The sequence below is a fragment of the Flavobacterium selenitireducens genome (genome assembly GCF_014748335.1).
Lineage (GTDB): Bacteria > Bacteroidota > Bacteroidia > Flavobacteriales > Flavobacteriaceae > Flavobacterium > Flavobacterium selenitireducens.
Window position 1 is genome coordinate 621,683 of the sequence record NZ_JAAVIY010000001.1, and the last position, 16,414, is coordinate 638,096.

The following is a 16,414-nucleotide window of genomic DNA, read 5'->3' on the forward strand; positions in this document are numbered from 1 at the left end:
TCCAGTTGTAAATGAAAACCGCATATATCGTAAAAGCCTATAGAACCGCAGTCGGAAAAGCCCCAAAAGGTGTTTTCCGATTCAAAAGACCAGATGAGCTGGCGGCTGAAACCATCCAACACATGATGAACGAGTTGCCCCAGCTTGACAAAAAACGAATCGACGACGTCATGGTGGGAAATGCCATGCCCGAAGCCGAACAAGGCCTCAACTTCGCCCGATTGATCTCACTCATGGGATTGAAAGTGGATGATGTTCCAGGTGTGACCGTCAACCGTTACTGCGCTTCGGGATTGGAGACGATCGGAATGGCAACGGCTAAGATCCAGTCCGGAATGGCCGACTGCATCATAGCGGGCGGGGCCGAAAGCATGAGTTTTATCCCGATGGGCGGCTACAAGCCCGTCCCCGATTATGCGCTGGCCAAAAACGGTCACGAGGATTATTACTGGGGAATGGGATTGACCGCAGAAGCGGTCGCCACGCAATTCAAAGTTTCCCGTGAAGACCAGGACGAGTTCGGATTCCAATCGCACCAAAAGGCGTTGAAGGCGCAAGCCGAAGGGAAATTCGACAAACAGATCGTCCCGATCACCATCGAGGAAAACTACGTGGACGAAAGCGGTAAAAAAGCCACGAGAACGTACACGGTGAGCAAAGACGAAGGCCCGAGAGCCGACACTTCCCGGGAGGCACTCGCCAAACTGAAACCTGTCTTCGCCTCAGATGGATCGGTCACGGCAGGAACTTCATCCCAAATGAGCGATGGGGCCGCGTTTGTAATGGTCATGAGCGAAGAAATGGTCAAAGAACTCAACCTCGAACCTATCGCGCGCCTGGTGAGTTTCGCTTCTGCTGGAGTCGAACCGAGAATTATGGGCATCGGCCCTGTCAAGGCCATTCCGAAAGCATTGAAGCAAGCCGACATGAAATTGGAAGACATCCAGTTGTTCGAACTGAACGAAGCCTTCGCCTCACAATCACTTGCCGTCATACGCGAACTTGGGATCAATCCTGAAATTGTAAACGTAAACGGAGGCGCGATCGCACTTGGCCATCCGTTAGGTTGTACGGGCGCGAAATTGTCGGTTCAATTATTTGACGAGATGAAACGCCGCGGCGACAAGTACGGAATCGTGACGATGTGCGTCGGAACCGGACAAGGCGCGGCAGGGATTTACGAAGTCCTCTAATGTCAACCCATGACATTCGGTCCTAATTCGCGAATTCGCGGCTAAAGCGATCAAGTGCCCCTGGCAAATCAGGCCGAGCGCGGCGAGGCCGCCAGACGGAACAAACCGTTAAGATTTCGCGTCAAAAAAAACCAGGCCGAGCGCAGCGAGGCCGCCAGACGAAAAACTAATCCGGTCGAGCAAAGCGAGACCGCCAAACAAAATAAAATGGAAACAGCAATCGAAAAAGACGTAACCCGCGGCGGGCAGTTTCTAACAAAGGAAACCAGGTCCGAGGACATTTTTACACCCGAAGACTTTACCGAAGAGCAACGCATGATGCGGGATTCCGTGAAAGAATTCACCGACAAGGAACTTTGGGCGCAAAAAGAAAAGTTCGAAAAAAAAGATTACGGATATACCGAAGCCTCGATGCGCAAAGCGGGTGAAATGGGCTTTTTGGGTGTTTCCGTCCCCGAGGCATACGGTGGGCTCGGCCTGGGATTCGTCGATACGGTCCTGGTCTGTGACTACATTTCGGGAGCGACGGGATCCTTTTCGACGGCTTTCGGCGCACACACCGGGATCGGGACGATGCCCATTACGCTATACGGAACCGAAGAACAGAAGAAAAAATACGTGCCTAAACTTGCCTCTGGAGAATGGTTCGGCGCTTATTGCCTGACCGAACCGGGAGCGGGATCGGATGCCAATTCCGGTAAGACCAAAGCCGTTTTGTCCGCCGATGGAAAATATTATTCGATAACCGGACAGAAAATGTGGATTTCGAACGCCGGTTTCTGTTCGCTTTTCATCGTCTTTGCGCGTATCGAAGACGACAAAAACATCACCGGGTTCATCGTCGAAAATGATCTGTCGAATGGCATTACCTTGGGTGAGGAAGAACACAAGCTCGGAATTCGCGCCTCTTCGACACGACAAGTTTTTTTCAACGAAACCAAAGTTCCGGTAGAAAACATGCTTTCCGAACGCGGAAACGGCTTCAAGATCGCCATGAATGCGCTGAACGTCGGACGCATCAAGTTGGGTGCGGCTTGTCTTGACGCACAACGCCGTATCACTTCGGAGGCGGCAAAATATGCAAACGACCGTGTGCAGTTCAATACTCCAATCGCGTCATTCGGCGCAATTCGGGCAAAATTGGCGGAAATGGCGGCAAATTGTTATGCTGGCGAAAGCGCCACGTATCGCGCGGCACACGACATCCAAACCAGGATCGAAGCGCGTGAGGCGGCCGGAGCCGGACATCAGGAAGCCGAGTTGAAAGGCGTTGAGGAATATGCGATAGAATGTTCGATCATCAAGGTCGCGGTTTCGGAAGACGTCCAGAATTGTGCAGACGAAGGCATCCAGATTTTTGGCGGAATGGGCTTTTCGGAAGACACGCCTATGGAATCGGCCTGGAGAGATGCCCGTATTTCAAGGATTTACGAAGGCACGAACGAAATCAATCGTATGCTATCGGTTGGCATGCTCATCAAGAAAGCCATGAAAGGGCACGTCGATCTACTTGGTCCGGCAATGAAAGTACAGGAAGAACTCATGGGAATTCCGGATTTCAACACTCCGGATTTTGCGGAATTGTTCAGCGAAGAAAAAGAAATCATCGCCAAGCTGAAAAAGACGTTTTTGATGGTAGCCGGAGGCGCGGTCCAGAAGTACGGCCCCGAACTCGATTCCCATCAGCAATTGCTAATGGCTGCGGCCGATATCCTGATCGAGATCTATCTAGCCGAATCGACGATACTGAGAACGGAGAAACTCGTAAAATCGGTTGGGAAAGACGCCGCTGAAGGGCAAATCGCAGCTGCGCAACTTTATCTCTACAAAGCGGTCGATATCGTCCAAAGCAAAGGGAAAGAAGGAATCGCTTCTTTTGCCGAAGGGGACGAGCAACGCATCATGATGATGGGATTGCGCCGTTTCACGAAGTACGCCAACATGCCGAACGTCGTGGCGCTTCGCGAGACGATTGCACAAAAAGTCGTTTCGGCCAACGGATATCCTTTTTAAAAGAAACGGCATCTTCTGCCAAACCTAAGTTGAGACAAAAGATGCCGCCACGAAAATAGTTGTTAATAATAGTTTAGTTAAGTTGAAGCGTCCTGGTTCCCGGGGCGCTTTAGTTTTTTACGAAACGCAGGATCGCCATATCACCCGCCATCAGCTGTAGTTTACCGTCTGTAGAGATGTCGTAAGCGTTTACCTTTTGGATCGCGCCCATGAACGTTTTTTCGCCGTCGCCTGGACAGAACATTTTAGTGGTAATCATATTTTCGCTGAAATTGAGCTTATTCCCAACCACGGTGATCGGCCCGGAATAATTATTACACCCGTTTTTCCCTGAAGCGCGATTCTCTTTCAGGTCGATAAACAACGTCGGGGGATTTCCCGGATAAAGGGTTCCCAAATCGCCTCCCGAGACATACTCCAATACCCAGTTTCCGTCGAGCGCGCCGGATTTCGTGAACTGAGGCTCAGCTGGTTGTTTGCTTTTGCATGATGCCATTAAGGCGAAGATGGAGAAAAGAATCAGTTTTTTCATATTCGATGAGTTTGTGTTGTCAATTAAATTTACGGATTTTAACCATTCGGAGTCAGGGACAGCTATGGAAATTCCGTCCCGGTTGCTTATTTTTAGCCCGATTAAAAACTACTATTATGAAATTACTTGGAATCGGGTCGCGCATCAACCATCCTGAATATGGAAAAGGTGTCGTGACCAATGTTTCGTCCAAAGAATATTGGGTTACGTTTATTGAAGGCGGATTGGAAACCATCGCGCTTGACGACACTTTCGATGTGATTGAAGCTTCGGAAAACGAAGTCGACACGGTGAGCTTCTTCGACGTCGAAAAATCGTTGAAGTCGATCCTGCGCAAATGGAGCGATGTAACCGAGACCGTACCGATTGCCGACAAATGGAAAGGCGGCAACCTAAAGCTCGAACCCGGCCAAAACGGCGTGCAGGGCAAAGATGTCCCGATCGATACGTTCTTCAACAAAATCGTCATGGTCCGCGACCGACTGCGCGTCATGGAACAAAAAATAAACGCAAGCAATCTTGACAATTCCGAGAAGGTCGAACTGCAACAGTATATCACACGCATTTACGGGTCACTGACGACGTTCAACGTAATGTTCAAGTTGCAGAGCGATTATTTTGTCGGGGAAAAGAGCAAATAGATGTAGTTGATGACATGCCGATATTACATTGGATCGTCAGGCGATTTTTGCGATGCGTTCCTAAACCGGCAATTGTAAGTATTAAATAGGCGAACTTAGTGCTTTGGCGACTTCAATAAATTAAAAAAGCGGCCTTTGAGGAAGCGGCCGCTTTTAACTTGCATGAGTATATTATTTAGAGAGTAATAGTATACATCCTGCAAAAACCAAACAAACATTTATTGTAGTCCCTTGAATCTTTATGATGATCTACATGACAAAGATGCATCTATTCCAAAGCGGATTCGTTACACGATTTTTTTGATTTGTTACAGGATTTTATTTGAACGAAAAATCATGGACAAACTAAAATTTTTCTTGGTAGTTTTCGCATGAAATCAATCAAAAAATTCCCCATTATCGCGATTGGATCGGATTGAATTGTTGTAATTTACCGTCTCCGAATTTTCCTTCATAAAGCGTCAGATCACAACAAAAAAAAAGGACCGTATTGCTACGATCCTTTTCTTGTTTTTAAACGATAGGTTTAGACTGCAGAATTTGCCTTCTCCACCATTCCGTTGGCCGTTTGTTCAGCTCTTCCGGTCAAATCGTTGAATTTCGATTTTACGGCGTCGAACTTTTCTTTGGCGACATCTACGATATTACCGTATTTGTCCACCGCCTGGCCTTTGATATCGTTTCCTTTATCTTTGATTTTTTTGCGTGTTTCGCTCCCTTTATCTGGTGCGAACAGAATTCCTAGTGTAGCGCCAATCGCAACTCCGGCGAATAGACCTACCAATACATTCTTATTCATGATATTGATTTTAGTGATTAGACGTTGATTATTACAGCGTGACTTAAAGTGGTCGTCTTCCCTGGATTACTCTGAGCAATACGACGATGATCGCGATTACCAACAAAATGTGGATTAGGTTCCCGGCTACGAAGCCTCCGAAATATCCGATAGCCCAAAGGATTACCAGGATTACAGCGATGGTGTACAAAAGATTTCCCATGATTTCTGTGTGTTTTAGTTAGACTTATTTGTTATTGAGGTTGTGGTTATTTTAATTTCGACTGAACATCTTTCGAATGTTGCAGATGCGTTCTCAGACCAGTAAGTGTTTTTTCGGCCCAAGCCTTGATTTCCGCATCGGTACCGTCAGCGATGTACTTTTCGAATTTCTCGATGGTCTCTTCATGCCCTTTTACCATTTTATCTGCATAGTCCTTGTTGAACTCGTCAGCTTTTTTCTTGTTGAAATCCTGGACCGTTTCGGTAACATCTTCAGTTGGTCCGGCCGGAAGACTGATGTTTTTTGCTGCGGCAAGCGCTTTCATTTCTGCAGATGATTTCGTGTGGGCATCCACCATCATCGTACCTAATGCTTTTACATCGGCGTTAGCGCTCTTCTGGGCAAGTTTCCCAAGTTCGATCTCTTTCATATCGACTTCGGCTACTTTCATAAGGAAATCCGAATCATTTTCCTTTGCTTCGTTTTCTACACCGGTTGAATCATTGTCAAATTTGGCTTCGTTTTGCTCTTCGGCAACTTCTTCTGTGTCAGCGGCTTCTTTTTTGTTGCAAGACTGGACCGTTAGTGTAAAGGCGCCAAGGCAGAACATTGAAAGTGCGCACAATCTGAGGAAATAAGAATTTTTCATCGTTTGGGATTTAGTTATTTGTAATTTGTATTTGTTGTTTACAAAATTCCCAAAATACGAGGCATTAACCGTTACAGGATATTTCCGTAATCTTGCAATATTCCTCTTTAAGAACTGTTTAAGCAGTTATTGCGGTAGGTAAACGGTAAAAGTTGCCCCGTTCCCTGGGTCGCCCTTCGCGAAAATATAGCCGCCATGACTCTCCGCCATCTTTTTGCAAATGGCCAGCCCTATTCCCGTTCCGGAGTATTTTTCCTTGTCGTGCAGCCTGTTGAAAAGCACGAAGATGCGCTTTTCGTATTCCGGTTCAAAGCCGATACCGTTGTCTGAAAAAACAATGCGATGGAATTTCTTACCGCCCGGCTTGTTTATTTCCTGGACCTGGGATGCGTCAATTACCGAATAGGTGATGTTGATCTCCGGCCTGGCGTTTTCCTTAGCATATTTAATCGAGTTGCTGATAAGGTTTACGAACAACTGCTGGATTTGGTAAGGCGTAACTTTTACCGTAGGAAGTTTGTCCGCAATGATAAGCGCATGCCTTTCCTCTATCGCCTGGGCCATGTCGATTTTCGCGTTGTCGAGCAATTCGTTGAGATCGGTAGGTTCGGCTTTTTTGTCGTTCCGGTTCATGCGCGTGTAGACGAGCAGGTCATCGATGAGTTTTTGGGCGCGGTTGGCCGATGACTGGATGCGCGAAAGGTAATTGCGCGACGTATCCGACACCTTTTCCAAGTCGTCGTTGTCTATGCGCGAAATGAACATCTGGATTTTGCGCATCGGCTCCTGGAGGTCATGGCTTACGATGTGGTTGAAAGACGAGAGTTCCGAATTGCTGACCCTGAGTTCGTTGTTGCGTTGCTCGAGTTTGGCCGTACTGCGATGCTGTGTCGTCACATCCCGATCGATGCCGATGATGATCTGGCGGCCGTCCTTCGTTTCGATCAACTGGCTCGTCGTACTGAAATAGCGTATCTTCTTGTCCTTTCGAACGACCCTGTAATTCACTGCAAATGGCGTGAGGTTCCTGGACTTGAGAAAGCATTCCTCTACCCTTTTGCGATCCTGGTTGTGCACGAATCTTAAAAATTCAGCTATCGTAGGTTCAAACTCACCCGTTTCGCATCCCAACAATCGATAGCGGTTGTCCGATAAAGTCAACTCCTGCCTGTCAAGGTCATATTGCCAATGCCCGATCTGGCCGATGCGTTCGGCGTTTTCAAAGGTTTTATTGGTCAGGCGCAACTTTTGGTTGAGCGAGCCCGTGCGCTTGAGATTGGATTTTAGCGTAAGAAACGTCAGCACGAAGATCGCAATCGAAAAGATAACGAGAAACGAGGAAGTAAAAGGAGTGAATGTGATCTCGTTGCGATGGTCCGCTTCCTGTCGTTCCAGAATACCGGTTTCATGTGAAATGATGCGGTTTATCTGAACGCGGATCTGGTCCATGACCATCTTTCCACGCCATAACGACGCGAGGAATTCAGGGTCGTCCGCTTTGTATTTCCTGGCCTGTATCTTATTGTCGCGAAGTGTCTCGAATCGCTTGTTGATGAGTTTGTACAGTACATCGAATTCCTTTTGCCGTTGCTTGTTTCCGCCTACTTTGTTCCCGATGGCCAACAGCGATTTGTTGATGCTGACGTGACTGTAGCGATACGGTTCGAGATAGCGCTCGTCTCCCGTCAACACGAAGGCGCGGTTAGCCGATTCCACATCCTTGAGTTCAGAGAACAGGCGCTCGAGATCCACCCGGATGTTGAGCGAATACGTGATGGCTTCCTGGGTCCGGTTGAGCGTGCTGATTTGCTTGAACGAAATGCTCGCTATAAAAAACAGCAGAAAAACCGAAATGACGAAAGCCACGGTCAGTAGCGTTGACGGCGATGTGAGCTTCCGTAATTTCATAGGCATTTAAATACTGAATAGGAAAGTGTCCCTGTTCAATCCTCCGGTGTGAAACTGCCAATTGACATTGAGCACGTCGGTCAACGCCTTTTTGAGGCTGTCGAAGTCGCTGGGCTTGCGAATGTAGACATTGGCTCCTTTTACGAAGGCCGTCTCGATATCGCGCTCCTCTGCAGATGTCGAATAAATGGCTACGGTCATGTGCTTCAGGCGCTCACTGAGACGGATCGCGTCAAGACATTCGAATCCGTTTTTGCAGGGCATGTTCAGGTCTAGGAAGAGAATATGGGGCAATTCATTGTTTTCATCTTCAAGGAATTCCATGAGCTTTTCGCCGTCGTGAACCGTAGTGATTTCGGTCTCGGCTTTCAGGGATTCCAGTGCATCTGCAAAAAACAGGCGATCGTCCTCATCGTCGTCCGCGAGCAGTATGCGCGTTTTGATAGGTTTCATCTTTTCGGTGGCTTGTTTGGAAGGAATAAAAGTACATTATTCCTTAAACAATTCCTAACGCGCCCCTGCCCTCTTTTTAATGATGCGCTGAAATGCGGTCGGTGTCAAGCCCGTGGTTTTTTTGAATTGGTTGCTCAAGTGGGCCACGCTGCTGTAATTGAGCTGGTACGAGATTTCCGTTAGCGTCAGTTCTCCTTCGATTATGAGTTGTTTGGCACGCTCGATCTTCTGGATGATGATGAAGTTCTCGATGGACGAATACGTGACTTCCGAGAACAGGTTCGATATATAGCCGTAACTATGGTTGAGCCTGTCGGCCAAATAGGTGGATATATTGGTGTTCGGAAGCTTTTCCTTTTCGTATATCATTTCGATGATGATATCCTTGGTCTTCTCGATGAGTGTATTTTTATGGTTGCTCACGATCCTGATCCCGTAGCGCTCGAGAGCCGCTTCCAGCTGTTTTTGGAGATCCGGTTGCAGCGTGCCTCGTATTTCTACTTCACCTAATTCCTTGAGTTCGTATTCGATACCGAAATCTTCGAGTTTTTCCTGCAAAATCACCTTACAGGCGAGGTTTATATCATACTTTACGTAAAGCTTCATCTAGGTTTGATTTTATGTAAATATATAGTAAAAACCGTAAAAGCTGCAAAATGTTCTGTCATATAATTTTCGTATTTTGAACTTGAATAACTGACCATCATGCAAGAAAATGCAACACCATCCGAGGGTTTCGATTGGGAAACCTTCCTTCGCGGAAGCGAGGACTGGAGCTTCCACTGGGAAATCGTCCTGCGTACCGCCATCATGTACGTCGTGATCCTTTGCGCGCTCAGCGTCCTGGGAAAAAGAGGCGTAAAACAATTATCTGTTTTCGAACTGGTGATCATCATCGGTTTCGGCTCAGCGGCCGGAGATCCCATGTTCTACAAAGATGTTGGGCTCGTCAATGCCGTGGTCGTACTGTCAAGCATCATCATCCTGTACAAGATTACGACCCACCTCGTTTTCAAAAGCGAAAAATTCGAGCAGCTCATAGAGGGCAAACCGATCTGCCTCGTGAACGATGGAAAATTCTCGATTTCGAACTTCAACAAGGAAAATCTTGGCTATGACGAGTTCTTTGCGGAAATGCGCGTCAAAAGCGTTTCTCATCTTGGCCAGATCGAAAAGGCGATAATCGAAGTCTCGGGAGAGGTCAGCCTCTATTTTTATGCCGATGCCGACGTGCGGTTCGGGCTGCCGATACTGCCGGAGCTTTATGCCGAAAAACACCGGTCGATCCTGTCCGACGGCATTTATTCCTGTAGTTTTTGCGGACATACCGAACAGATCGCGCCTACCGATACTCATATTTGTCCCGAGTGCAAACGACAGGAATGGGTTACGTCCATAGACAAGAAGCGGATTTCCTGATTTTAAACAATGGCGTTTTGACACCTTCCGCCAGCGATGGAAGCGGAGAGCCTTTGCGCAAAAAAACGACATTCGGGCCCGGTTTGGGGCGGCGACCAACGGAAGCCGCCCCAAACCGGGCCCGAACGTTTTTTTGAAAAAGCTTGAGCGAACAGCGCGGTGCGCAGCAGGCGGCCAAATCAGCTGGCCACCATTTCGCCCCCGTTGACATGAATGATCTGGCCGGTAATGTAACTCGCATCCTTGCTCGCCAGGAAAACGTAGGACGGCCCGACCTCGCTGGGCTGACCGGCGCGTTTCATGGGCGTATCTGACCCAAAGTCGCTGACGTCGTCGAAAGTGGAAACGATGAGCGGCGTCCAGATCGGGCCGGGTGCGACACCGTTGACGCGAATGCCTTTGGAAACCAACATCGTCGAAAGCGAGCGCGTAAAGGTCACGATGGCGCCTTTCGTGCTGGAATAGTCGAGCAGGTGTTCGCTTCCGCGATAGGCGGTAACCGATGTCGTATTGATGATGGTGTCGCCCTTTCCCATGTGTTCGACTGCTTCGCGAACGAGATAAAACATCGGGAAAATGTTGGTTTCGAATGTCCCGGACAATTGTTTTTTGCTGATATCCTTGATTTCAGATTCTGGAAATTGCTGGGCGGCATTGTTTACGAGGATGTTCAACTTTCCTAATTTTTCGACCGTTCTCGCTACAGCGGACTTGCAAAACCGCTCGCTTTTGAGGTCGCCCTTGATGAGCAGGCATTTGACTCCTTCTGCTTCCACCATTTTCTTAGTGTCCTTGGCATCTTTGTCTTCGCTGAGATATACGATGGATACGTGTGCGCCTTCTTTGGCGAAATACACGCATATGCTGCGCCCGATTCCGCTGTCTCCTCCGGTAACAAGGGCGACGCTTCCTTTTAATTTGGCGCTGCCTTTATATCCGGGATAGACAATTTCGGGTTCCGGTGCCATTTTGGATTCTTTGCCGGGACGCGACTGTGTTTGTTCGGGAAGTATGGTGGGTTTTGCCATGTCGTTCGTATTTCTGCAAAGTTAGACCGTGGTCGCTGTCGGGCATTACAGGATTTAAACCGTCCGATGCAACGTTATCGGCTGAACTTGCACGCGCCGCTTCAGATAGCTGGATCTCATGTCCATCGCATGGTGATTTGCCTGAGGTTATGCAGAAACAAACCTGGAAGGCGTTAAACACTTGTTAACCGCCACGAAACCGCAACGCTTTATTGCCTAACTTTGAGAAAGACCTAAAAACAATGACAATGAAAAAAATATTCCTTTCAGCATGTGCATTAGCCGTATTGGTGGCTTGTAAATCGGGCGGAAAACAAGATTCCGGAGTCACGCCTTCCAAAACGATCAAGGTGGGACTGGCTCAAAAACTGGATAGCGGTGTTTCCGGAGAAGCGACGTTCACCGAGAAAGACGGGAAAGTCACCTTTACCGCGACGATGTCAGGGCTCAAGCCAGGCATACATGCGATCCATATCCATGAAAAAGCAGATTGTTCCACCAACGACGCTTCGTCTGCCGGCGGACACTGGAATCCGCTGAAAAAGAAACACGGCAAATGGGGAGAGGGCGAATACCACAAAGGTGATATCGGCAATTTCCCTGCGGACCAGGACGGCAACGGAACCATTACGATGACCACCTCGGAATGGTGCATCGGATGCGGCGATCCTGCCAAAGATATCGTCGGGAAAGGGCTTATCGTGCACGAAAAAGCCGACGATTTCGTCACCCAGCCGACAGGAGACGCCGGCGGACGTATCGCTTGCGCGGGAATCATCAAATAATTATATCGAAATTTCCAGAAAAGTCGGGACCTCACATTCCGACTTTTTTTTACCACAATCTATAATTATTGATTACTAATTATTAATTGATAATTACCTTTGCCGCATGATAAACCCATCGGTACACGGCTGGATCGACAAATACTTTATCGGGCTCAGCAAGTCAAGCGACCAACCGACAGGGGAAGCCGAGGTTTTTTATCGCGAGATCAGAAAAACCGGGTTCGTCTACGGCCATATCATCTCTTATTATACGAGTCGCAAGATCGAGAACCACGGCTGGCTCGACGAGGAAGTTTCCAAATTGGCGCTGCTTGTGATCCTCCACCGGTTATATGTGGAAATCAGAAAAGTGGACAACCGCGAAATGTTCGTTGCCGAAACTATTGCGTTCTACGACGAAATGCATCCCAAAGGACTTAGTTTATTAAAGAAAGTCCTGCCCGGACAGCCTCCGTCACTTCAACTGGAAAGCATCATAGACGAGCGCGTCCAGACGAACGAGAACATCATCAGCAAAAATTTTTCGCACATCGTGACCAATGCTTTGTTGTTCATCGACGTGATCGCCTTCCAGAAATTCCTCGAAAGCGGCAGCCTGCCTGAAAAATATCTCAAGAACGCCGAAGAACTCATAATTGGAGTCGTTTCGTTGGCCTTGCAGACCAAGGTGCGCAAATCCCAATACGATACGTTGTTGATACGTTTGTTCGAGGCCTCGCTTCGGTTCGGGAAATTCTCGAACGTTTCCGTGAGCAATCTCGAGTCGCTCGACCTTAGTTTTTTCAACAATCCGCTGGAGCGTTATTATCTGCTCGACCTCGCGGGAATGTCAATGTGGAGTGATGGCGTGCTCGAAAACGAAGAGCGTTATTTTCTTTACAAAATCGGGGAATTCGTTCGCCTTTCCGATAAATTGGTAGAGGAAAGTATGTTCGAGGTAAACGATTTCATCTCAAAGCACAAAAAAGAAATCGCCTATTTCAATTATTCGAATCCGGTAAAGCATTTCTACGATCATATGACCGAGAGCGTTATCGTTTTGATAAAGCGCAACCGCAGCCGACTGGTCAAAGAAATCACGCAAAGCGGCGAATTGGTCAGGCTACTTGCACAATCGACCCAACGCGATCTCGATGAAAAGGAAAAAAAACGCATGCGAAAACAAGTGCTCGACATCTGCAAAACGATTCCGTCGCTGACGATTTTCTTATTGCCCGGCGGTAGTTTATTGCTTCCGATATTGATCAAGTTCATCCCGCAAATGCTTCCGTCCGCCTTCAACGAGAACAGCGACCACGAGGCATAGACGGTTCTTTATCGATTTACCGATTTCCAAATTCACCAATTTCCGAATTCGCTAATTCGCTAATTCGCTAATTCCCTAATTCGCTAATTCGCTAATTCGCTAATTCGCAAATTAAAAAAAAGAGCCGAAACTTCCGTTCCGGCCCAAGGGTCACTTTTAACTACCGAGTTACTTTTTGAATTGCAACTGGTAAACGTTGTCTAGATCCTTATTGGAGTCCAAATCGACTTCCAAATCGGTCACATATCCTGAATTCAATCCGTAAACCCATCCGTGAAGCGTCAGATCCTGTCCGTTTCTCCACGCGCCCTGCACGATCGAAGTCTTGGCCAGGTCGAATACCTGTTCCTTGACGTTTACCTCGACGAACTTATTGAAACGCTCTTCCTCGTTTTGAACCGCGTCGAGTTCGTCCTGGTGCTGGCGGTAAACATCTTTGATATGGCGAATCCAGTTGTCGATGATGCCTATCGACTGGTTGCCCATCGCCGCTTTGACGCCTCCGCATCCATAATGTCCGCAAACGATAACATGTTTTACCTTGAGTACGTTGACCGAATAATCGAGTACACTGAGCATGTTCATGTCCGTGTGGACGACCATGTTGGCAATGTTGCGGTGAACGAAAACCTCTCCCGGTCTTGTCCCGGTAATCTGGTTAGCAGGGACGCGGCTGTCCGAGCAACCGATCCAGAGCAAAGGAGGATGCTGCTCTTTAGCCAGATCCTTGAAAAATTCAGGGTCGAGTTTTAGTGTGTCTTCTACAAATTTTCTGTTGTTGTCTAATAGTTTTGTATAAAAATTGTCCATTTTCACAGATCGTTTTAAAGTTTAAAATTAATCATTCTTGTCCATTGCATCTTCGGCTGTCGGTGCAAATTCACTTTTGCGCGACTGCTGGCTGGCGTGGCGCCTGATGGCTTCCTCGCGATGGTGGACGCTTACTTTGTTGAGGCCTTCCTCGGAATTCTCGAGGTTGTAGGCATCCTTGAAACCTTTGAGCCTTACGCGTATGTTCTCGTCAACGGCCCTGGTGGTGGTAAATTCATTGATCAGGTCAAGGATGTCGTGGGCGATGTAGACCGTATCCGACGCATCGATGATCACTTTAGAATTTCCCGGAATCTTGCTTAGCGTCACTTTGATGGCTGCTTTATTGAGAAACGACACTTCCTGTGCCAGGTCGATATGGATCACGTCCCCGTCAGCATATTGCTCCTTTCGGAAGTGATACGCTCTTTTAAGGTTTCCTCTAAGGATGAAAATCACGCTGATTACAAGTCCGAATGCTACGCCTTTAAGCAGGTCGGTAAATACGACACCGAGCAATGTGGCGATGAACGGAATGAACTGATACTTACCTTGATGCCAGAAGTGCATGACCACCGCTGGTTTGGCCAGCTTGTATCCGACGAGCAAAAGCACGGCAGCAAGCGTCGCCAACGGAATTTTATTGAGAAGTACAGGCATCGACAGCACGCATATCAGCAACAATGTTCCGTGGATGATCGTCGAAAGCTTCGACTTCGCGCCAGCGTTGTTGTTGGCCGAAGTACGCACCACGACAGATGTCATTGGCAAACCGCCAATCATTCCGCTGATGATGTTTCCGATTCCTTGCGCTTTGAGTTCCACGTTCGTATCGGTATATCGTTTTTGCGCATCCATGCGGTCCGCAGCTTCGATGCAAAGCAGGGTTTCGATAGAGGCCACCACGGCAATCGTCCCGCCGGTTACCCAAACGTTCGTATTTCCGATCGCACTAAAATTTGGCAAGGTGACAAAATTGGCCAGATCGCCAATCGACTGAGGAATGGGAAGCTTGACCAAATGCTCGCCCGAAATTGCAAAACTGCTGCCGGTGCTGATGAAAATCTGGTTCAATATGATCCCGACTGCAACCGCAACCAAGGCGCCCGGCACCAACCTGAGTTTCTTCAGGAATCCGACTTTGTCCCACGATATAAGGATCGCCAATGACACCAAGGTAATGATGATGGAACCCATTTGCACGTAATCGAGCGCACCGATAAGCGACTGAAAAGTATTCGAACCTCCGCTCTCCACAAAAGATTCGTCTCCTTCAAAACCAGCGTCATAGCCCACGGCATGCGGGATTTGCTTTAGAATGATAATGACGCCTATACCCGCAAGCATTCCTTCGATGACGTTATTCGGAAAATAATTGGAGATCGTCCCGGCCTTGAGGAATCCGAGCACGAGCTGTATCGCCCCGGCGATGATGACTGCCAACAGGAATATGTCGAACGCGCCGAAATCCGTGATGGCCGTCAATACGATAGCCGTAAGACCGGCCGCCGGACCGGAAACGCTCAAATGTGACTTACTGAGAAATCCTACGATGATACCACCGATTACGCCGGCAATGATTCCGGACAACGGAGGCGCACCCGATGCAAGCGCGATCCCGAGACACAGCGGAAGCGCGACCAAAAATACCACGAGACCCGACGCAAAATCAGACTTGAGGTATGTAAAAATGTTTGTGTTTTTCATGACCTTTAGAGATTTAATACAATACACGGACAGGCGCACTTTGCGCGGTCCTATTCAATTGCATCAAACCTGTTCGGGAGGCGGAATGAGGATGCGGGCCGAGAAGGAATCGACCAGGTCGGTAGCACCGCCTTTGACGGGAGCCGACATTTCCTCTATCGAGATCGGGATATGGGAAGCGTAATCGCACTTGAGTTCCGCCTTGATTTCCTTGGCAGACCATTCCTCTTCGGACATGTTGTACACGCAAGTCGTATCGCATGATTTCTTGATCATGCCGATGATGGTCGGCGTGGAAAGAAAAATGACGAACAGCAGTAAAACAAGTCTTACGATAGCTCTCATGTGGCAAAAATAGACGGTTCAGTCTTTTTTCCCAATCTTATGTAGATTAATTTAAAATAAATTTAACGGGAAAGCGTCGGCCTGAAACTTTCGAAATCTTCAATTCCAGGCCGATTCTTTTCAGTATCAGATACTTTCCTCAAGCCAGGCGTTCATCATCCAGATTGTTTTTTCCTGTTCCGAAATGAAGTCGCTTACCATCGAATTCGTACCCTCATCGCCGATCTCACCGGACTTCTGCAAAATGTCGCGTTCGATTTTGAGCAAGGCCGCGAGCGAATCCACGATCAGTTGAACGGCTTTTTCATCGTTCGAGACCTTTTTCCCGACGGCGATTTTGCTGTGGTCGATATAATCCTGGAAAGTGTGCAAAGGCGTTCCTCCAATCGTAAGGACGCGTTCCGCTATCATGTCGATCTTGAGTTGGGCGTCGTTGTAAAGCTCTTCAAATTTGACGTGCAGGTCAAAAAAGCGCTTGCCGCGGATGTTCCAATGAATGCCGCGAAGATTTTGGTAATACGTTTGGAAATTCGCCAGGAGCACATTGAGATCGTCGACAAGCTTTTCGGACTCAGCCACCGGAAGACCTAACATATTCGTTTTCATAAAGTTGATTATTTT

The 16,414-nt window shown here is 48.0% G+C and carries 18 protein-coding genes; 6 read left to right on the forward strand and 12 right to left on the reverse strand.

The window, feature by feature from the left end; all coding sequences use genetic code 11:
- Nucleotides 1–11 precede the first annotated feature (11 nt).
- Both HC229_RS02670 and HC229_RS02675 read left to right on the forward strand, forming a co-directional pair.
- The gene (locus HC229_RS02670) at nt 12–1,193 is read left to right on the forward strand and encodes an acetyl-CoA C-acyltransferase (protein ID WP_191018887.1); all 1,182 of its coding nucleotides are present in this window, start codon (nt 12–14) and stop codon (nt 1,191–1,193) included.
- Between the two features lie 207 nt (nt 1,194–1,400).
- Nucleotides 1,401–3,206: an acyl-CoA dehydrogenase family protein gene (locus HC229_RS02675; protein ID WP_191018888.1), complete on the forward strand. Its 1,806-nt coding sequence runs from the start codon at nt 1,401–1,403 to the stop codon at nt 3,204–3,206.
- 109 nt (nt 3,207–3,315) lie between these two features.
- Here HC229_RS02675 and HC229_RS02680 read toward each other — a convergent pair whose 3' ends face one another.
- Nucleotides 3,316–3,738, reverse strand: coding sequence for an META domain-containing protein (locus HC229_RS02680; protein WP_191018889.1), 423 nt, complete (start codon nt 3,736–3,738; stop codon nt 3,316–3,318).
- A 116-nt stretch (nt 3,739–3,854) separates the two neighbouring features.
- Between HC229_RS02680 and HC229_RS02685 the strand changes: the two genes are divergently transcribed.
- Entirely contained in the window at nt 3,855–4,379 is a 525-nt protein-coding gene (locus HC229_RS02685) for a hypothetical protein (RefSeq protein WP_191018890.1), read from the forward strand.
- Nucleotides 4,380–4,905: 526 nt separating this feature from the next.
- Here the strand turns inward: HC229_RS02685 and HC229_RS02690 are convergent.
- From HC229_RS02690 to HC229_RS02715, 6 genes are all read right to left on the reverse strand, one after another.
- Nucleotides 4,906–5,178, reverse strand: coding sequence for a YtxH domain-containing protein (locus HC229_RS02690; RefSeq protein ID WP_191018891.1), 273 nt, complete (start codon nt 5,176–5,178; stop codon nt 4,906–4,908).
- 43 nt (nt 5,179–5,221) lie between these two features.
- A complete protein-coding gene (locus tag HC229_RS02695; RefSeq protein WP_176004279.1) occupies nt 5,222–5,380 on the reverse strand; it encodes a lmo0937 family membrane protein in 159 nt (52 codons plus the stop codon).
- 46 nt (nt 5,381–5,426) lie between these two features.
- Complete coding sequence (locus HC229_RS02700) at nt 5,427–6,029, reverse strand: DUF4142 domain-containing protein (protein WP_191018892.1); 603 nt, start codon at nt 6,027–6,029, stop codon at nt 5,427–5,429.
- A gap of 126 nt (nt 6,030–6,155) precedes the next feature.
- Entirely contained in the window at nt 6,156–7,937 is a 1,782-nt protein-coding gene (locus HC229_RS02705) for a sensor histidine kinase (RefSeq protein WP_191018893.1), read from the reverse strand.
- A 6-nt stretch (nt 7,938–7,943) separates the two neighbouring features.
- Nucleotides 7,944–8,390, reverse strand: a complete 447-nt coding sequence (locus HC229_RS02710) for a response regulator (protein ID WP_191018894.1) — start codon at nt 8,388–8,390, stop codon at nt 7,944–7,946.
- A 54-nt stretch (nt 8,391–8,444) separates the two neighbouring features.
- Nucleotides 8,445–8,996: a helix-turn-helix domain-containing protein gene (locus HC229_RS02715; RefSeq protein WP_191018895.1), complete on the reverse strand. Its 552-nt coding sequence runs from the start codon at nt 8,994–8,996 to the stop codon at nt 8,445–8,447.
- Nucleotides 8,997–9,095: 99 nt separating this feature from the next.
- Between HC229_RS02715 and HC229_RS02720 the strand changes: the two genes are divergently transcribed.
- Nucleotides 9,096–9,809, forward strand: coding sequence for a YetF domain-containing protein (locus tag HC229_RS02720; RefSeq protein WP_191018896.1), 714 nt, complete (start codon nt 9,096–9,098; stop codon nt 9,807–9,809).
- A 179-nt stretch (nt 9,810–9,988) separates the two neighbouring features.
- On the opposite strand, the gene HC229_RS02725 is transcribed toward HC229_RS02720, so the two are convergent.
- Entirely contained in the window at nt 9,989–10,837 is an 849-nt protein-coding gene (locus HC229_RS02725) for an SDR family oxidoreductase (RefSeq protein WP_191018897.1), read from the reverse strand.
- A gap of 248 nt (nt 10,838–11,085) precedes the next feature.
- Between HC229_RS02725 and HC229_RS02730 the strand changes: the two genes are divergently transcribed.
- Entirely contained in the window at nt 11,086–11,622 is a 537-nt protein-coding gene (locus tag HC229_RS02730) for a superoxide dismutase family protein (protein ID WP_191018898.1), read from the forward strand.
- Between the two features lie 106 nt (nt 11,623–11,728).
- Nucleotides 11,729–12,931 (forward strand): LETM1-related biofilm-associated protein, encoded by a 1,203-nt coding sequence (locus HC229_RS02735; protein WP_191018899.1) that lies wholly within the window; start codon nt 11,729–11,731, stop codon nt 12,929–12,931.
- Between the two features lie 168 nt (nt 12,932–13,099).
- Here the strand turns inward: HC229_RS02735 and can are convergent, their stop codons facing one another.
- From can to HC229_RS02755, 4 genes are all read right to left on the reverse strand, one after another.
- Complete coding sequence (can, locus tag HC229_RS02740; RefSeq protein ID WP_191018900.1) at nt 13,100–13,741, reverse strand: carbonate dehydratase; 642 nt, start codon at nt 13,739–13,741, stop codon at nt 13,100–13,102.
- A 27-nt stretch (nt 13,742–13,768) separates the two neighbouring features.
- Nucleotides 13,769–15,448, reverse strand: coding sequence for a SulP family inorganic anion transporter (locus HC229_RS02745; RefSeq protein ID WP_191018901.1), 1,680 nt, complete (start codon nt 15,446–15,448; stop codon nt 13,769–13,771).
- 63 nt (nt 15,449–15,511) lie between these two features.
- Nucleotides 15,512–15,793, reverse strand: coding sequence for a hypothetical protein (locus HC229_RS02750; RefSeq protein WP_191018902.1), 282 nt, complete (start codon nt 15,791–15,793; stop codon nt 15,512–15,514).
- 126 nt (nt 15,794–15,919) lie between these two features.
- A complete protein-coding gene (locus HC229_RS02755) occupies nt 15,920–16,399 on the reverse strand; it encodes a Dps family protein (RefSeq protein ID WP_191018903.1) in 480 nt (159 codons plus the stop codon).
- Nucleotides 16,400–16,414: the final 15 nt, after the last annotated feature.

Excerpts from the sequence above, each read along its gene's own strand:
- HC229_RS02705 (WP_191018893.1), bottom strand. The coding sequence starts at position 7,937 with ATGAAATTACGGAAGCTCACATCGCCGTCAACGCTACTGACCGTGGCT.
- HC229_RS02735 (WP_191018899.1), top strand. The coding sequence starts at position 11,729 with ATGATAAACCCATCGGTACACGGCTGGATCGACAAATACTTTATCGGG.
- HC229_RS02675 (WP_191018888.1), top strand. The coding sequence starts at position 1,401 with ATGGAAACAGCAATCGAAAAAGACGTAACCCGCGGCGGGCAGTTTCTA.
- HC229_RS02710 (WP_191018894.1), bottom strand. The coding sequence starts at position 8,390 with ATGAAACCTATCAAAACGCGCATACTGCTCGCGGACGACGATGAGGAC.
- HC229_RS02680 (WP_191018889.1), bottom strand. The coding sequence starts at position 3,738 with ATGAAAAAACTGATTCTTTTCTCCATCTTCGCCTTAATGGCATCATGC.
- HC229_RS02725 (WP_191018897.1), bottom strand. The coding sequence starts at position 10,837 with ATGGCAAAACCCACCATACTTCCCGAACAAACACAGTCGCGTCCCGGC.
- HC229_RS02745 (WP_191018901.1), bottom strand. The coding sequence starts at position 15,448 with ATGAAAAACACAAACATTTTTACATACCTCAAGTCTGATTTTGCGTCG.
- HC229_RS02685 (WP_191018890.1), top strand. The coding sequence starts at position 3,855 with ATGAAATTACTTGGAATCGGGTCGCGCATCAACCATCCTGAATATGGA.
- HC229_RS02700 (WP_191018892.1), bottom strand. The coding sequence starts at position 6,029 with ATGAAAAATTCTTATTTCCTCAGATTGTGCGCACTTTCAATGTTCTGC.
- HC229_RS02695 (WP_176004279.1), bottom strand. The coding sequence starts at position 5,380 with ATGGGAAATCTTTTGTACACCATCGCTGTAATCCTGGTAATCCTTTGG.
- HC229_RS02730 (WP_191018898.1), top strand. The coding sequence starts at position 11,086 with ATGAAAAAAATATTCCTTTCAGCATGTGCATTAGCCGTATTGGTGGCT.
- HC229_RS02720 (WP_191018896.1), top strand. The coding sequence starts at position 9,096 with ATGCAAGAAAATGCAACACCATCCGAGGGTTTCGATTGGGAAACCTTC.
- HC229_RS02715 (WP_191018895.1), bottom strand. The coding sequence starts at position 8,996 with ATGAAGCTTTACGTAAAGTATGATATAAACCTCGCCTGTAAGGTGATT.
- HC229_RS02670 (WP_191018887.1), top strand. The coding sequence starts at position 12 with ATGAAAACCGCATATATCGTAAAAGCCTATAGAACCGCAGTCGGAAAA.
- HC229_RS02690 (WP_191018891.1), bottom strand. The coding sequence starts at position 5,178 with ATGAATAAGAATGTATTGGTAGGTCTATTCGCCGGAGTTGCGATTGGC.
- can (WP_191018900.1), bottom strand. The coding sequence starts at position 13,741 with ATGGACAATTTTTATACAAAACTATTAGACAACAACAGAAAATTTGTA.
- HC229_RS02755 (WP_191018903.1), bottom strand. The coding sequence starts at position 16,399 with ATGAAAACGAATATGTTAGGTCTTCCGGTGGCTGAGTCCGAAAAGCTT.
- HC229_RS02750 (WP_191018902.1), bottom strand. The coding sequence starts at position 15,793 with ATGAGAGCTATCGTAAGACTTGTTTTACTGCTGTTCGTCATTTTTCTT.